We start from the raw sequence: 13,333 nt of genomic DNA, 5'->3' as shown, positions 1-13,333 counted from the left end.
CGCGCTGGCCACGTGCAGCCAGCGCGACCGTCCGTGATCAACGCGGAACGCGACCGAACGTGATCGCTCGCACGATGTTCACCACGCCGAGGACGATGAGCGAGATACCCATCAGCATCCACAGCACCATGGCGCCCCACAGCGGTGCGAACAGCAGCACCACTCCGGCCACGATCGAGAAGATCGCGAAGACGATCGACCAGACCCTGGAGCCGGTTTGGGAGAGGGTGCTCAGCGCGATGACTCCCTCGACGATCCAAAGGATGCCGACGAGCACGCCGAGGAAGGCTCCCAGCCAGACCGCCGTCTGACCGAGGCTCGTGAACGCGATCACCCCGGCGACGATGAAGATCAGGCCGAGCAGCACGTGGCCGACGCGCGCCCATCCGCCCTTCGTCCTGCTCAGCCCGCCGATGGCCGCGTAGATGACACCCGCGACGATCGCGTAGGCGGCGACGAGAGCGGTGACGGCCATCGCGGTCTTGCCCGGCCAGACGAGGATCACCACTCCGACGATGAGGGCGAGCGATCCCCCCACGCCGATGGCGATGCGGATGCCGTCGAAGGCGGTCTTCGTGGACGTGGGTGCAGCGTGCATAGGCGTTTCCTCGAGAGTCGATCGGGCGGTGTCGGGCGTTATGCGGCGTGGGGCTTCTTCTCACCGACCAGGCTCTGAACGGCCTTCGTGATCGCGGCGAACTCGTCCTGCTTGCGCGCCACGAACTCGAGTGCTTCGGTCCCGGTGGCCAACACCTGCTGGCCGAGCTCTCCGACATCCGCGAAATGGTGGCTGGCGTTGCCGACCAGGCCGCCCTCCAACGCCAGTCGCCCCACCAGGTCGAGCTTGAGGACTTTGGTGCCCTCCGTGAAGCTCATGTCGGCGAAATCGACCCACACGATGTTCGGTCGGGTCGTCGACTCGAAGGCGTAGCGCATGTTGGTGAGGTCGAGCACGACCTGCCAGATGGTCTGCGACGCGTCGGGCTTGCCCTCCTCCGGCGTGCGGAACGGCTGTGCGGCGTTGCGGATGATGCTGAACATCGCCGAGATCGCCTCGATCTGCGTCTTCGGCTGTTTCTGGTGAGCCACATAGAAGGAGGCGCGCGCGAAGCGATCGCTGGCCAAGGTCGATCCGGGGAGCGGCTTGTCACCGCCGAGACCTTCGACCTCCTTCACGAGCTCGAGCTGCTTGTCGAACGTCGGGGAGTTGGTCATCACCTGGTACTCGCGGCTGTGGTAGACCTTCGGCTTACCGTCGGTGTACTCGATGATCGCCGAGTCGCCGCTCGCGTCGTTTATCGCCAGGTGCAGCGTGGGAACGAGGTGCCCCGTCGGGTCGAAGAGCTGAGCGATCTGCACCTGCGACTCGTTCGTCCACGCGACGGCTTCGGCGACCGTGGCGAAGTTGTCGAGATAGTACTGCAGCCACACCGCCTGGCTCAGCTGAGTCGCATCCGCTTCAGGTTTGCCGTAGTCGGATTCGGCAAGCCACAGGATGTGACCCGCGAACCCCTTCTCGTTCATGCCGTCGCACGCGATGAGGTCGAACGCCGTCGCGATGATGCTTCCGTACTTGGCCTTCCAGGTGAGTGTGCCATGGACGCCGTCGGAGCGCTCGATGCCACGGGGGAGCTTCCAGAGGTTGGAGAGCAGGTCCATATGGAAGTCCATGTTTCGGCCAACGATGACTGCACCATTGGCATCGGGCCAGACAACTCGTGTGCACATGAGCGCCGCACGTCCTCTCGTCGATGATTCGCCCGCGGCCGGAGGGGTCACGGGCTCTCTGGCGATTATTGGTCGCGCGCGCCCGTGCGGACGTGGCGACGACGCGAAATCACCCGCAACGCTCACCCGGGCGCCACCCGCACCTTCACCCGCTTCCAACCCGCCTCGTGCTGACTCGCTCCGCAGTGGTTGCCCGTGAGGAAACTACGTGTTAGTTTCTTTACAGGAAACGAACTTCGAGAGGGGAATCATGGACAGCAACGAAGCAGCGGCCCGCCTCGCGGCCGTGAAGCAGGCGAAGAGCATGTCAGTGCGGAATGGAGCATGGATCGCCTCCCTCGTGGCGTCGGCGGGAGCGCTGGCGATCGGGCTGATGATCGACATGGACATGATCTACCTCTCGGCACTCATCGTGCTGGGGATCGTCGGGCTCTTCTCGATGCTGTCGATCCGGCTGCGGTTGACCTGGTCCGACCGTCGCGGCGCATGGCTGGTCTGGGGTGGTGCCCTGCTGGCGCTCGCCGCATTCGCCGCCGTGCAGTTCCCCGTGCGCGCGGCGGGATGGATCCTCCCCAACACGATCGGAGCGCTCGCCGCCGTCGTCGTGATCCTCCTCGTCTGCCGACCGGGTCTGCAGCGCCTTGCGAGCGTTCCGGCCGCGGCGGCATCCGGGAAGCGAGATGAGTGACCCGCACGAAGGGGACGCGGCAGCGCCCCGACTCGATCCGCTGCTGCATGAGCCGGTGCGATTGAGCGTTCTCTCCGCCCTGGCCCCCGCGGACTACATCGAGTTCTCGACGCTGCTCCGCCTGATCGGGGTGAGCAAGTCGGCGCTGTCGAAGCATGTGTCGGCTCTGACGGATGCGGGAGTCGTCGTCGTGACGAACAGCCCCACCGATCAGCGGGCCCGTCGCATCGCCCTGACCGAGGCGGGGCGGGAGTCCTTCGACGCCTATCTCCGCCGGCTCGAGGCGATCGTCCGCTCGGCACGAGGGCAGGGGCGCTGATCCCTATGACGGAGAACACCGCCGCCGATGCGCGGGTACGCACGACCGTGACCCGGAAACTGGTGCGCAACCCGCTCCTCTGGGGAGCGGTGCTTCTGCTCGCCGCCATCGGCTTCACGCTCGCCGGCGACGATCTGAGCTTCTTCCCCTTCCTGCTCATGCTGATCGGCGGCTGGTGCTTCGGCTTCGCGTTCGTGAACGCGACATTCGACATGGTGCCCGCGCGCAACGGCGTGATCCTCCACGTGATCGTGGCCGTTGTTCTGGGCGTGCTCGTCGCCTCGGTGATCGAGTTCGGGGGAGACCTGCTCGACCCGTTCCCGAACCCTGTTCGCGGTGTCGCCGTGGTGCTGCAGATGGCGGCGATCCCCGCGGTCGGGTGGATCTGGCTCGGGCTGCTCAGTCGCGTCACCGATCTGCTCGCGCGCCGCGATGCGAAGAAGCGCCCGCCGCCCGTGACCCCGGAGTGGGAACGCGAGGAGAGCGGCGACGGTTCGGTCGTGCGGTTCCCCGGCATCGAGCTGCGGATGCGCAGTCTCACCCAGGCGATCGTGGCGATCGTCGTGGTCTTCGGGCTCCTCGGTGTCGTCGCGCTGATCGCGCTCGACGACATCGTGATGCGGATGGGGCCGCGGATCGCCATCCTCCTCCTCGGGATCGTGGTCGGACTGCCCGTGTACCTGGCGTTCACGGCGATCCTGCGCCGCCGCACGCAGCAGTGCGCGGTCGCCTTCGGCAACGACGAACTCCGCGTGCGCGTGGGTGAGGCACACCACACCATCCCGTTCCGCGAACTCGAGCTCCTGCGCTGGCGGACCCGCAGTGACTACGCGCGCTTTGAAGTGCGCGGCGGGTCGGGCGTCGACCTCTCCGTGGTCACCGGGATCGCGAAGCCGCCGCCAGGGTTCTCCGCCGAGCTTCCGCCGCTGCCGAAGCGGGTGTATCGGCGCCTCGAACTCGCCGGTCTGACGCTCGAGAAATCGCGCCGGGATGAGGTCATCACCTTCCGTCGGTGAGCCGATCCGGTCGAGCGTCGGTGGCTCATGCGACCATCCGTGCATGGATTCCCTCAGGCTCCGACTCTGGTCCGAGAACGATCTCGAGCTGCTGCACGCCGCGAACACCCCGGCGATGACGGCCCATCTGAACGGTCCGGAGACCGAAGAGCAGGTCGTCGAACGTCAGGCCCGCTACCTGCGGCTCGTGGCATCCGGCGAGGCGAGGATGTTCGTGATCGAAGATGCCGCGGGGGCGTCGCTCGGTTCGATCGGCTTCTGGCGCATGGACTGGCGGGACGAGCCCGCGCTGGAGACCGGCTGGTTCGTCCGGCCCGAGGCGCAGGGGCGCGGCGTGGCATCGAAAGCCCTCGCCCTGCTCATCGACGATGCCCGCGCACATCGAGGTGACAGGCGCTTCCTGACGGCATTCCCCGGCGTCGACAACCCCGCGTCGAACGGCGTCTGTCGTCGGAACGGATTCGCGCTGGTCGGCACGAAGACGGAGGAGTTCCGAGGCGCCGACCTCTCCGAGAACGAGTGGGTGCTCGACCTCAGCTCGCCGGGTACTCCTGCGCTTTGAGCAGGCGAGCACGCGCGTGCACAGGGGGTTTCCGCGTCGGGGCTATCCTGGTAGATGGTACCGACGACAGGAGATCCCGTGATCCTCAGCTTCCTCTTCTTCATGATCCTCTTCATCGGAGGCATCCTGCTGATGGGCATCTCGTTCGGGCTGCCGGCCCTCAACGCGCTCGCTTTCTGCGGCGGCCTGCTGCTCGTCACGCTGGCCATGGCATTCATCTTCCGCCAGCGGGGCTCGGCCACCCGTCGGGCGAACAACTGGTCGGGCAACGCCACCGAGTGATCCATCGCGGACGGCAATGCCGTCCGCTCAGCGTCGTTTGGCGAGCCGCGCCTCGAGGTTGGCCCTCACCGCGGGCCACTCCGGTTCGATGATCGAGTACTCCACGCTGTCACGCAGCGCGCCGTTGCGGTAGCGGCTCATGGCCCGCATCACGCCGTCCTGCTTGGCTCCGAGCCGCTCGATCGCCGTGCGGGACTGGAAGTTGACCCACTGTGTGGTCAGGCCGACGCGGAACACCCCGAGCGTTTCGAAGGCGTGCCGGAGCAGCAGCAGCTTGGATTCGGCGTTCGTGCCCGTGCCGTGGGCGGACGGACGGTTCCAGGTGTAGCCGATGTGCAGCCGCGGGACATCCGCGACGATGTCGTAGTACGAGGTGAGCCCGAGAACGCGTCCGTCGGCACCGAAAGCGGTGAACGGCACCATCTCACCCTTCTCGATGAGCGAGAGGCGTCGGTCGACCTCCGCGGCCACGCCGTCCGGCGCCGGAACCGAGGTGTACCAGGCCGTCTTCCACAGGTCGCCCTCCTGCACCGCATCGATGAGACCGTCGACGTGCGAGCGTTCGAGCGGACGGAGTTCGACGAGTTCGCCGGTGAGGGTGACGGGGGCGGGAGCGACGAGGAAAGCCATGACGGTATTCAACCAGCGACCGGGACGGCGCCCTGACGCAGGAGCTGCTGGTAGGCGGTGACCAGCTCGATCGTGACCCCCAGCTCGAAGGCCAGACTGGCCAGGTGCGGCCCGCGGAGCTCTTCTGCCTCGGCATAGGCACGCGGGGTGATCAGCCGACAGGCCGCCCACTCGTCGGCCTGGCGCTCCTGCTGCGCACGGATGACGGGCACGCGCGCCGGAGTGTGCCCGAACTGCGCGTGCCCGAGCTCATGGGCGAGCACGCTGCGCGTCGTGCGCGCGCTCATGCCGGGACTGAGGCGGATCGTGCGGGTCAGGGGATCGAAGCCGCCGCGCGTGCGGCCGGGTCGCTCGACGATGCGCAGTCGCTGTTCCTCGGCGAGGTGGAGAAGGTCGTCCATCGCTCTCCTCCTCACCGTGCCGGGGCGGCAGTGTGTGCGCCGCTAGTCGTAGAGGTCGCCCGTATCCGAGTCGTGCGACGTGCGGGATTCGAAGGCGACCTCGCGGGTATCTTCTCGCGGACCGGCGACATCGGGGGTGGGGCGGATCGGGGTGATGCGCGCGGTCGTCTCCCCGTCTGCTCTGAGGCGTTCCTCTGCGCGAGCGAAGAGGACGTGGGGCTCGAGATCGAGAGCGTCGCAGACCGAGTAGACGACCGGGACCGGGATGGCGCGCTTGCCGGTGACGTAGTTGTCCAGGGCGCTGCGCGCGATGCCGATGGTCCGCGCCATCGCCGCGATGCTGCTCCTGGATGCGGCGATCTCGCCGCGGATCTGGCGCCCCACGGCGTTGTTGAATTCCTCGGCCGGTGTCTTCACCCGGCTCACGATAGCAGCGCGCCGACTCCAGAATGCTGCCATTATGGTGCAATCGACAGGTCTGCGTGTCCGTGCGGGGTACTAGCGTAGGCGTATGGGGACAGAACTGCGTCAGATGTTGGCATCGGCCGTGAACGGCGCGCGAATTCACGCGGGGTTGTCATTCTCTCGACTGTCCGACCTCTCGAGCATCGCTCCGGACGCGCTCGCGGAGCTGCTGGAGGGCCAAGCCGACTTCACGGTCGTCGACCTCGCCGCCATCGCCGCGGCGCTCGACATCCCGATCACGAGACTCCTCCCGGCGTCGACCACCGACGACGGCTGACGTCGGCGGCGCACAGTAGCGTGGTGCGCATGAAGACCGTGCCATTCGGATCGTCCACCGCCCCCGCCGTCATCGCCGGCATGATGCGTATCAACGACAAAGACGAGGCGCACATCCGGGCGCTCTATGCCACCGCGCGGGAGTCCGGCATCGACTTCTTCGACCACGCCGACATCTACGGCGGGAGCATGCACCACTGCGAAGCGCGCTTCGCCGGCGCCCTGCAGCTCAGCGCCTCCGAGCGCGACGAGATCGTGCTGCAGACCAAGTGCGGGATCGTGCCGGCGCAGGGGATGTTCGACTTCTCGTACGAGCACATCGTGACCCAGGTCGAAGGGTCGCTCGCCGCCTTGCAGACCGACCGCCTCGACGTGCTGCTGCTCCACCGCCCCGACATCCTCGTCGAGCCCGAAGAGGTCGCCCGCGCGTTCGACGATCTGGAGGCCGCGGGCAAGGTGCGCGCCTTCGGCGTCTCGAACCACACGCCGCGGCAGATCGATCTGCTCCGCACGGCCGTCCGGCAGCCGCTGGTCGCCAACCAGCTGCAGTTGTCGATCACCCATGCGCCGATCCTCGCGCAGCCGGTCGCGGCGAACATCGCCGGCCACGAGCAGAGCGCCGTGCGCGACGGTGGCGGCATCGTGGAGTACTGCCGCATCAACGGCATCACGATCCAGGCCTGGTCGCCGTTCCAGGACGGACGCGGTCACGGGGTGTTCCTCGGCAATCCCGAGTACCCCGAGCTGAACGCGGTGATCGATCGCCTCGCGGCGTCGTACGGCGTGACTCCGATCGCCATCGCGACCGCCTGGATCACCCGTCACCCCGCCGGCATGCAGGTCGTCCTGGGCACGACCACACCCCAGCGCGTGCACGAGGCGGCGTCGGGTGCTGACCTCGAGCTCACCCGGCCCGAATGGTACGAGCTGTTCCGCGCCGCCGGACACCTGCTGCCGTAGAACCGGCTCGGCCCGCGCGCCAGGTCACACCGTCGTCTACCCTGAACTCATGCCGTTCCTGTTCTCGCTCCTCGTCATCGCGTTGATGATCGGCGCACTGATCGACATCATCACCCGCGACAGCGCCCTGGTGAAGCACCTGCCGAAGATGGTGTGGATCATCATCGTGATCCTGCTGCCGTTCATCGGCAGTGTGCTGTGGTTCGCCGTCGGACGCGAGTACGGCGAGGCCGGCATCCCCATCCCGCGCATGCGTCGTGCCGAGCGGCCGACCACCACCCGCACCGACGTGCGCCCTTCGCCACCGGCAGACATGCGCTCGACCGAGCAGCAGATCGCCGATCTCGACCGCGAGATCGAGGAATGGCGGCTCCGCGAAGAGGTCGAGAGGCGTCGCCGCGAGGGGGACACCCCCTCCGGTTCCGCCGGCGCCGCCTCCTAGACGGAGACCCCGCCGCGGTCGAAGGACTCGCGGATCGCCTCTTCCAGCTGCGGGTGGCGGAACTCGAAGCCCGCGGCGGTGAGTTTTTCCGGCAGCACCCACCGGCTCTTCAGGACGAGTTCGGTCTCGGTGCGGATGCCGATGGCGCCGAGCTCGAGCATCCAGCGGGGCAGCGGCGGGCCGATGCGAGCACCCAGCACTCGCCTGATCGTCGCCATGAACTCGACGTTGTCGACCGGATTCGGGGATGCGACGTTGACGGGACCCTCGAGTGACGGCGTCTGCTCGATGAAGTCGATGATGCGCGCGACGTCGTCGATGTGCACCCAGCTGAACTGCTGACTCCCGCGGCGCGCGCGGAAGTGGTGAACGGTACCGGCCCGGCGTCGCGCCGCACTCGCGGGCCACCGGCCGTCGTACTGGGGCCCGCCGAGCCCGAGCCTGGCGAGGTTCCGCAACGGCTCGAGCACGCCACCGTGGCCGAGCACGATCGCGCTGCGAAGAGCGATGCGGCGGGTGGCGGGCAGCTCGTCGGCGAACAGTGCCTTCTCCCACGCCTTCGCGACCTCGACCGAGAAGCCGGTGCCGAGCTCGCCCGTGGACTCGGTCATCGGACGGTCTTCGGCGTGCCGGTAGATCGTGGCCGTCGAGGAGTTCACCCACAGCGCCGGGGGTGCCGACGCGCGGGCGATCGCCGTGCTCAGCGAGGTGGTGGTGTCGAGCCGCGACCGGAAGATCTCCGCGCGGTTCTCCGGCGTGTACCGGCAGTTGACGCTCTTGCCGGCGAGGCCGATGACCAGGGATGCGCCGTCGACCGCGCGGTCGATCTCGATCTGATCGCCCCAGCGGATGTCGGCGCCGGAGCGGGAGATCGTGACGACCTCGCGGCCTTCGGCGCGGAACCGGGAGACGAGGTGGCTGCCCATGAATCCCGTGGATCCACCGATCACGACTCGGCCTGCGCTCATGCGGACTGCTCCTTATCTGCGATGCGGGGGACCTCTGCGAGGGGCGGGACGCGGTACTCGAAATCGCCGCGGTATTCATACACCCGGCCGATGAGAGGCGCGTCGATCGTGAGCGCCACCTGCTGCCGGTCGATGTCGTCGTCGAAGCGCTCCGTGAGGCGGACGACCGGCGACATCAGGCGGGGGATGCGCATTCGGAGCCGCCCCAGTCGCACACCGACGGCCCGGCTGGTGAGCCGGAGCGCGCCGTCGCGCACATCGACGTCGAAGCAGGCCGCGATGAGTCCGGGTTCACCGAGTTCGTCGAGCACGCGGCCGTGCCGGGTGAGTGCGACCGCATCGCGCATGACCCACGGGCCGCGGGCGAAATGGAACGTGCGCTCGCCTATGGCTCGGGACGCGATCGTGCGGTTCTCGACGCGGAACGGTACGTCGCGCTCCCAGACGGCGGCGACGACGCCGCGACGTTCGAGAACGCGAAGCACGGGCCAGAGCCACCGCCGCGGCGTGCCGACGACGTGGAACACGCCCTCGCCGATGCCGACGGCGCCGTCGGGGACCGCCGAGAAGTAGGCGCGCAGCCGAGGGTGCAGCTCGTCGATGCGCTCGCCGAGTGCCCGGGCGTAGGGGGATTGCGGCACGGGCGTCACGTTTCGAGCCTAGCTGGACGGTGGGTGCGCCCGGCCGGTCCGCCGCCGCTCAGGCGGGTGGGCGCAGCAGTCGATCGAGCAGGGCGAGCGCCTCGTGCTGCGGCGCGTTCTCATCCAGCAGCCACTGCGTCTGGAGGCCGTCCGACGCCGCGACGACGAGAGCCGCGACGGCATCCGCGTCGACGTCTTTCCGGATCTGCCCGTCTTCCTGCTGTCGTCGAACGGTCTCGGCGAGCCGTTCGCGCAGACGTGCGAAACGACCGGTGGCGAACGTGCGCGCCGCCGGGTGGCCCTCCTCGAGCGCCGACGCGACGAGCGTTGAATACAGCTGCACGAGACCGGGGATCGCGCGGTTTAAGCGTGCCGACTCGATCATCATCTCGACCGGCGTCGCGTCGGCCGACGGAGGATCCGGCTGCCGCCCCGGGGCGTTGCTCTCTTCGTAGACGGCCACGAGCAGCTCTTCCAGCGAGCCGAAGTAGTGAGTGAGGGCGGCGTGCGTGACGCCCACTTCGCGCGCGATCGCCCGCAGGCTCGTGCGGTCGGAGCCGCGCGCGGCGAAGACCTCGATGGCGCGATCGAGGATCTCCTGTCGGCGAGCGATCCCCTTGGCGTAGGTGCCGCGCGGGCGGGGCTGCTCGGCAGGCTCTGGCGTGTCGGCGGGCATGGGTTGGAGTCTAGCGAACCAAAACTTCCACGTGGAGGTATTTGGTGGTAGCGTGCCTGCACGGGGTAGTGACCCCCACATGTCACCGAAGACCGAAGGAGCACGACCGATGACGATTCAGACCTCCCTGCAGCTGTTCACGATCAAGGAGCAGTTGGAGGCCGACCTCGAGGGCACGCTCTCGGCGGTCGCCGCACGCGGCTTCACCGCCGTCGAGCCCTACGACTTCGTCCGCCGTGCCGAGCCACTCGCCGCCGCGCTCTCCGCCGCCGGACTCACCGCCCCGTCCGGGCACGCCTTCCTCGCTTCGGAGTCGTTCGTGAACCCCGACGGCAGCGGCACGACCATCCCCGTCCCCACGCCCGACGTCGTCTTCGCCGCCGCCAAGGCGCTGGGGATGGACACGGTCATCGACCCGTACACCGAGCCCGCACGCTGGGAGTCGGTCGCGCAGATCGAGGAGACGGCCCGTCTGCTGAACGCGGCCGCCGAGATCGGCGCGTCCGTCGGCGTCCGCGTCGGCTATCACAACCACGCCCATGAGTTGGAGGCCGTCTTCGACGGGGTGACCGGGCTGGAGGTTCTCGCCGGGCTGCTCGACGAGCGCGTCGTGCTCGAGGTCGACCTGTACTGGGTGGCTCGTGGCGGTGTCGACCCCGTCGCGCTGCTGCAGCGCCTGGGCGACCGCGTGATCGCCGTGCACGCGAAGGACGGCACGCTCGACCCGGCGCTCGCCGGCGCCTACCCGCCCGCCGACCAGGTGGCCGCGGGCGAGGGATCCGTTCCGCTGGTCGAAGCCATCGCCGCCGCCCCGGCGGTCGAACTCGCGATCGTCGAGTTCGACCACTACGAGGGCGACCTGTTCGACGCGATCGAGCGCAGTCGCGTCTTCCTCGACGAGAAGGTCGCCGGCTGATGGCGGGTCCCGTCGGCGTCGGCATCATCGGTGCCGGGAACATCAGCGACCAGTACCTGTCGAACCTCACCACCCTCCCGGATGTCCGTGTGATCGCGGTCGCCGACGTCATCGAGGAGCGGGCGAAGGCTCAGGCCGAGAAGTACGGCGTGCCCCGCGCGGGCGGCGTCGATGTGGTGCTCGACGACCCCGAGATCGACATCGTCGTGAACCTCACGATCCCCGCCGTGCACGTCGAAGTCTCCGAGGCGATCATCGCCGCAGGCAAGCACGTCTGGACCGAGAAGCCGATCGGCGTCAGCCGCGAGGAGTCGCGCCGGCTGCTGGAGAAGGCGGACGCCGCCGGCCTCCGCGTCGGCGTGGCCCCGGACACCGTGCTCGGGCCGGGCGTGCAGACCGCCAAGCGGGCGATCGCGCGCGGCGACATCGGGCGCCCGCTGTTCGGGCAGACCACCTTCCAGTGGCAGGGGCCCGAGATCTTCCACCCGAATCCCGCGTTCCTCTACGCCAAGGGCGCGGGGCCGCTGCTCGACATGGGCCCGTACTACGTGTCGACCCTCGTGCACGTGTTCGGACCGGTCGCCGCGGTCGCCGCCCTCGGACTGCAGGGGACGCCGACGCGTCGTGTGCAGGTCGGCGAGCTGGCCGGCCAGGAGTTCCCGGTCGAGATCCCCTCCACGCTCAGCGTGCTGATGGACTTCGAGGAGGGCGGCCAGGCGCAGAGCCTGTACAGCACCGACTCACCGTTGCTGCGGCAGGGGATCGTCGAGATCACCGGCACCGAGGGCACGATCGTGATCCCCGACCCGAACACCTTCGGCGGTCCGATCACCATCACGCGTCCGCTCACCCGTCAGTTCGTTCCGCCGGAGCCGATGACGCAGGAGATCGTCGACATCGCGCAGGAGGGTGTGCTCTCCGGTCGCGGAGTGGGGCTGCTCGACATGGCCCGCTCGATCGCCGCCGACCGGCCGCACGTCGCCACCGGGGAGTTCGGCTACCACGTGCTCGACACGCTCCTGTCGATCGAGGAAGCCGCCGAATCGCGGAGCTTCGTCCCGGTCGAGAGCACGCTGGATCCTGTGGGCGCGATCGCCGCCGACTTCGATCCGTTCGAAGCCACACTCTGACCGTCGCCGCGCGGGGTGGCGGGGGTGCGGATCAGCGCGCCTTCGCCGCCACGTAGCGGTCGACGCTCGCGGGGGAGAGCACCTCGCGCGCGACCATGATCGCGGCCCCCAGCACGGCCGCGCGGTCGCCCGCCTGGGACTGCACGATCGCCAGATGCTGCGTCGCGAGCGGGATCGAGCGTCGGTAGACGACCTCGCGCACGCCCGCGAGCAGATGCTCACCGGCTCGGGCGATGCTGCCGCCCAGCACGATGATCGACGGGTTCAGGAGGTTGACGACGGTCGCGAGGACCTCGCCGACGTCACGCCCCGCCTGGCGAGTGGCCTCGATCGCGGCGGCGTTCCCGGCGCGGACCAGATCGACGACATCCGACGGGCCGTGCACGTCGAGCCCCTCCTCGCGGAGCGCGATCGCGAGTGCGGAACCGCTGGCGAGGGCCTCGAGGTCGCGCTCATCGCCCGGCTCGCGGGTCGACCCCGCGCCCGCGGGTACCTGCACGTGGCCCATGTCTCCCGCGGATCCCTGCGCGCCCCGCTGCAGCTGGCCGCCCGCGATGATGCCGGCGCCGATGCCGGTCGACACCTTGACGAAGACCAGGTCTTCGACCTGTGGCCAGCTCATCGCCTGCTCGCCGAGGGCGAGGATGTTGACGTCGTTGTCGACGAGAACGGGCACGTCGAAGGTCTTCTGCACGTAGGCGGGCACGTCGAACCGGTCCCAGCCGGGCATGATCGGCGGATTGGTGGGTCGGCCGGTGGAGTGCTCGACGGGGCCGGGGACGCCGATGCCGACGCCGACGAGCGGGAGGCCGCCGGCGGTCGAGTCGAGCAGGTCGGCGGCGTCGGCGAGGATCGTGTCGAGCAGGCTCTCCGGCCCGTCGCCGATGTCGATCGTGCGCGTGCGGGCATCGAGGATGACGGCGGCCAGGTCGGCGACCGCGACCGTCGCGTGCGTGGCGCCGAGATCGACCGCCAGCACGAGCCCGGCGCGCGGGTTGAAGGCCACGCGTGCGGGCGGTCGGCCACCCGTGGAGACGGCTTCCCCGGCGGGGCGGACGAGGTCGGCGGCGAGGAGCGCGTCGACCCGCAGGGCGACGGTCGACCGGGCGAGGCCGGTGAGGACGGCGAGTTCCGCCTTCGTCCTGGCGTGGCCGTCGCGGAGGATCTGGAAGATCTCTCCGATCCCCGATGCGATCGCCGGAGTCGGCCTGAGAACGTCAACCATTGCGTCAG

19 protein-coding genes are annotated in these 13,333 nt (G+C 68.9%); 10 read left to right on the top strand and 9 right to left on the bottom strand.

Annotated features, from left to right (window positions below):
- Positions 1-37: 37 nt before the first annotated feature.
- Positions 38-598 (bottom strand): HdeD family acid-resistance protein, encoded by a 561-nt coding sequence (locus J7E45_RS17565; protein WP_215071043.1) that lies wholly within the window; start codon positions 596-598, stop codon positions 38-40.
- Positions 599-636: 38 nt separating this feature from the next.
- On the bottom strand, positions 637-1,728 hold the full coding sequence (locus J7E45_RS17560) for a linear amide C-N hydrolase (protein ID WP_167635255.1): 1,092 nt from the start codon (positions 1,726-1,728) through the stop codon (positions 637-639).
- A gap of 250 nt (positions 1,729-1,978) precedes the next feature.
- Between J7E45_RS17560 and J7E45_RS17555 the strand changes: the two genes are divergently transcribed.
- The 5 genes from J7E45_RS17555 to J7E45_RS17535 all read left to right on the top strand — a co-directional run bounded on the left by J7E45_RS17555 (position 1,979) and on the right by J7E45_RS17535 (position 4,595).
- Complete coding sequence (locus J7E45_RS17555) at positions 1,979-2,416, top strand: hypothetical protein (RefSeq protein WP_215071040.1); 438 nt, start codon at positions 1,979-1,981, stop codon at positions 2,414-2,416.
- Positions 2,409-2,735 (top strand): transcriptional regulator, encoded by a 327-nt coding sequence (locus J7E45_RS17550; RefSeq protein ID WP_215071038.1) that lies wholly within the window; start codon positions 2,409-2,411, stop codon positions 2,733-2,735. The genes J7E45_RS17555 and J7E45_RS17550 overlap by 8 nt, the downstream gene beginning before the upstream one ends.
- 5 nt (positions 2,736-2,740) lie before the next feature.
- Complete coding sequence (locus J7E45_RS17545; RefSeq protein ID WP_215071036.1) at positions 2,741-3,751, top strand: hypothetical protein; 1,011 nt, start codon at positions 2,741-2,743, stop codon at positions 3,749-3,751.
- A gap of 43 nt (positions 3,752-3,794) precedes the next feature.
- A complete protein-coding gene (locus J7E45_RS17540; RefSeq protein ID WP_215071034.1) occupies positions 3,795-4,313 on the top strand; it encodes a GNAT family N-acetyltransferase in 519 nt (172 codons plus the stop codon).
- A gap of 78 nt (positions 4,314-4,391) precedes the next feature.
- The gene (locus J7E45_RS17535; protein WP_091031186.1) at positions 4,392-4,595 is read left to right on the top strand and encodes a hypothetical protein; all 204 of its coding nucleotides are present in this window, start codon (positions 4,392-4,394) and stop codon (positions 4,593-4,595) included.
- A gap of 27 nt (positions 4,596-4,622) precedes the next feature.
- Here the strand turns inward: J7E45_RS17535 and J7E45_RS17530 are convergent, their stop codons facing one another.
- From J7E45_RS17530 to J7E45_RS17520, 3 genes are read right to left on the bottom strand one after another with little or no spacing between them, the layout of a single operon-like run.
- The gene (locus J7E45_RS17530; protein ID WP_091031184.1) at positions 4,623-5,225 is read right to left on the bottom strand and encodes a GNAT family N-acetyltransferase; all 603 of its coding nucleotides are present in this window, start codon (positions 5,223-5,225) and stop codon (positions 4,623-4,625) included.
- An 8-nt stretch (positions 5,226-5,233) separates the two neighbouring features.
- Positions 5,234-5,626 carry an ImmA/IrrE family metallo-endopeptidase gene (locus J7E45_RS17525; protein WP_167635261.1) on the bottom strand — a complete coding sequence of 131 codons (393 nt, stop codon included), beginning with the start codon at positions 5,624-5,626 and terminating at the stop codon, positions 5,234-5,236.
- A 42-nt stretch (positions 5,627-5,668) separates the two neighbouring features.
- The gene (locus J7E45_RS17520; protein ID WP_308162186.1) at positions 5,669-6,043 is read right to left on the bottom strand and encodes a helix-turn-helix transcriptional regulator; all 375 of its coding nucleotides are present in this window, start codon (positions 6,041-6,043) and stop codon (positions 5,669-5,671) included.
- A gap of 94 nt (positions 6,044-6,137) precedes the next feature.
- Between J7E45_RS17520 and J7E45_RS17515 the strand changes: the two genes are divergently transcribed.
- The 3 genes from J7E45_RS17515 to J7E45_RS17505 are packed head-to-tail and all read left to right on the top strand — an operon-like array spanning position 6,138 to position 7,769.
- Positions 6,138-6,368, top strand: a complete 231-nt coding sequence (locus tag J7E45_RS17515; RefSeq protein ID WP_251054563.1) for an XRE family transcriptional regulator — start codon at positions 6,138-6,140, stop codon at positions 6,366-6,368.
- Positions 6,369-6,397: 29 nt separating this feature from the next.
- The gene (locus J7E45_RS17510) at positions 6,398-7,327 is read left to right on the top strand and encodes an aldo/keto reductase (protein WP_215071032.1); all 930 of its coding nucleotides are present in this window, start codon (positions 6,398-6,400) and stop codon (positions 7,325-7,327) included.
- A 49-nt stretch (positions 7,328-7,376) separates the two neighbouring features.
- Complete coding sequence (locus tag J7E45_RS17505; protein ID WP_215071030.1) at positions 7,377-7,769, top strand: PLD nuclease N-terminal domain-containing protein; 393 nt, start codon at positions 7,377-7,379, stop codon at positions 7,767-7,769.
- Here J7E45_RS17505 and J7E45_RS17500 read toward each other — a convergent pair.
- The 3 genes from J7E45_RS17500 to J7E45_RS17490 are packed head-to-tail and all read right to left on the bottom strand — an operon-like array spanning position 7,766 to position 10,054.
- Positions 7,766-8,737: an epimerase gene (locus J7E45_RS17500; protein ID WP_215071028.1), complete on the bottom strand. Its 972-nt coding sequence runs from the start codon at positions 8,735-8,737 to the stop codon at positions 7,766-7,768. The two genes, J7E45_RS17505 and J7E45_RS17500, sit on opposite strands and share 4 nt — an antisense overlap.
- On the bottom strand, positions 8,734-9,387 hold the full coding sequence (locus tag J7E45_RS17495) for a DUF4166 domain-containing protein (RefSeq protein ID WP_215071027.1): 654 nt from the start codon (positions 9,385-9,387) through the stop codon (positions 8,734-8,736). Before J7E45_RS17495 ends, J7E45_RS17500 begins: the two co-directional genes overlap by 4 nt.
- Before the next feature lie 49 nt (positions 9,388-9,436).
- On the bottom strand, positions 9,437-10,054 hold the full coding sequence (locus J7E45_RS17490; RefSeq protein ID WP_215071025.1) for a TetR/AcrR family transcriptional regulator: 618 nt from the start codon (positions 10,052-10,054) through the stop codon (positions 9,437-9,439).
- Between the two features lie 109 nt (positions 10,055-10,163).
- On the opposite strand from J7E45_RS17490, the gene J7E45_RS17485 reads away from it, so the two are divergent.
- The gene (locus tag J7E45_RS17485; protein ID WP_215071023.1) at positions 10,164-10,970 is read left to right on the top strand and encodes a sugar phosphate isomerase/epimerase; all 807 of its coding nucleotides are present in this window, start codon (positions 10,164-10,166) and stop codon (positions 10,968-10,970) included.
- Positions 10,970-12,100 carry a Gfo/Idh/MocA family protein gene (locus J7E45_RS17480; RefSeq protein ID WP_215071021.1) on the top strand — a complete coding sequence of 377 codons (1,131 nt, stop codon included), beginning with the start codon at positions 10,970-10,972 and terminating at the stop codon, positions 12,098-12,100. The genes J7E45_RS17485 and J7E45_RS17480 overlap by 1 nt, the downstream gene beginning before the upstream one ends.
- Positions 12,101-12,131: 31 nt before the next feature.
- On the opposite strand, the gene J7E45_RS17475 is transcribed toward J7E45_RS17480, so the two are convergent.
- Positions 12,132-13,325 carry an ROK family protein gene (locus J7E45_RS17475; protein WP_167635268.1) on the bottom strand — a complete coding sequence of 398 codons (1,194 nt, stop codon included), beginning with the start codon at positions 13,323-13,325 and terminating at the stop codon, positions 12,132-12,134.
- Positions 13,326-13,333 lie beyond the last annotated feature (8 nt).

The sequence above is a fragment of the Microbacterium sp. ISL-59 genome (genome assembly GCF_018613945.1).
In the GTDB taxonomy this organism is placed as follows: Bacteria; Actinomycetota; Actinomycetes; order Actinomycetales; family Microbacteriaceae; genus Microbacterium; species Microbacterium oxydans_B.
This window is presented reverse-complemented; position numbering and strand designations above follow the sequence as displayed.

What these genes read in the sequence shown, in the direction of transcription:
- J7E45_RS17565 (WP_215071043.1), bottom strand. Translation starts at nt 598, where the DNA reads ATGCACGCTGCACCCACGTCCACGAAGACCGCCTTCGACGGCATCCGC.
- J7E45_RS17560 (WP_167635255.1), bottom strand. Translation starts at nt 1,728, where the DNA reads ATGTGCACACGAGTTGTCTGGCCCGATGCCAATGGTGCAGTCATCGTT.
- J7E45_RS17555 (WP_215071040.1), top strand. Translation starts at nt 1,979, where the DNA reads ATGGACAGCAACGAAGCAGCGGCCCGCCTCGCGGCCGTGAAGCAGGCG.
- J7E45_RS17550 (WP_215071038.1), top strand. Translation starts at nt 2,409, where the DNA reads ATGAGTGACCCGCACGAAGGGGACGCGGCAGCGCCCCGACTCGATCCG.
- J7E45_RS17545 (WP_215071036.1), top strand. Translation starts at nt 2,741, where the DNA reads ATGACGGAGAACACCGCCGCCGATGCGCGGGTACGCACGACCGTGACC.
- J7E45_RS17540 (WP_215071034.1), top strand. Translation starts at nt 3,795, where the DNA reads ATGGATTCCCTCAGGCTCCGACTCTGGTCCGAGAACGATCTCGAGCTG.
- J7E45_RS17530 (WP_091031184.1), bottom strand. Translation starts at nt 5,225, where the DNA reads ATGGCTTTCCTCGTCGCTCCCGCCCCCGTCACCCTCACCGGCGAACTC.
- J7E45_RS17525 (WP_167635261.1), bottom strand. Translation starts at nt 5,626, where the DNA reads ATGGACGACCTTCTCCACCTCGCCGAGGAACAGCGACTGCGCATCGTC.
- J7E45_RS17515 (WP_251054563.1), top strand. Translation starts at nt 6,138, where the DNA reads ATGGGGACAGAACTGCGTCAGATGTTGGCATCGGCCGTGAACGGCGCG.
- J7E45_RS17510 (WP_215071032.1), top strand. Translation starts at nt 6,398, where the DNA reads ATGAAGACCGTGCCATTCGGATCGTCCACCGCCCCCGCCGTCATCGCC.
- J7E45_RS17505 (WP_215071030.1), top strand. Translation starts at nt 7,377, where the DNA reads ATGCCGTTCCTGTTCTCGCTCCTCGTCATCGCGTTGATGATCGGCGCA.
- J7E45_RS17500 (WP_215071028.1), bottom strand. Translation starts at nt 8,737, where the DNA reads ATGAGCGCAGGCCGAGTCGTGATCGGTGGATCCACGGGATTCATGGGC.
- J7E45_RS17490 (WP_215071025.1), bottom strand. Translation starts at nt 10,054, where the DNA reads ATGCCCGCCGACACGCCAGAGCCTGCCGAGCAGCCCCGCCCGCGCGGC.
- J7E45_RS17485 (WP_215071023.1), top strand. Translation starts at nt 10,164, where the DNA reads ATGACGATTCAGACCTCCCTGCAGCTGTTCACGATCAAGGAGCAGTTG.
- J7E45_RS17480 (WP_215071021.1), top strand. Translation starts at nt 10,970, where the DNA reads ATGGCGGGTCCCGTCGGCGTCGGCATCATCGGTGCCGGGAACATCAGC.
- J7E45_RS17475 (WP_167635268.1), bottom strand. Translation starts at nt 13,325, where the DNA reads ATGGTTGACGTTCTCAGGCCGACTCCGGCGATCGCATCGGGGATCGGA.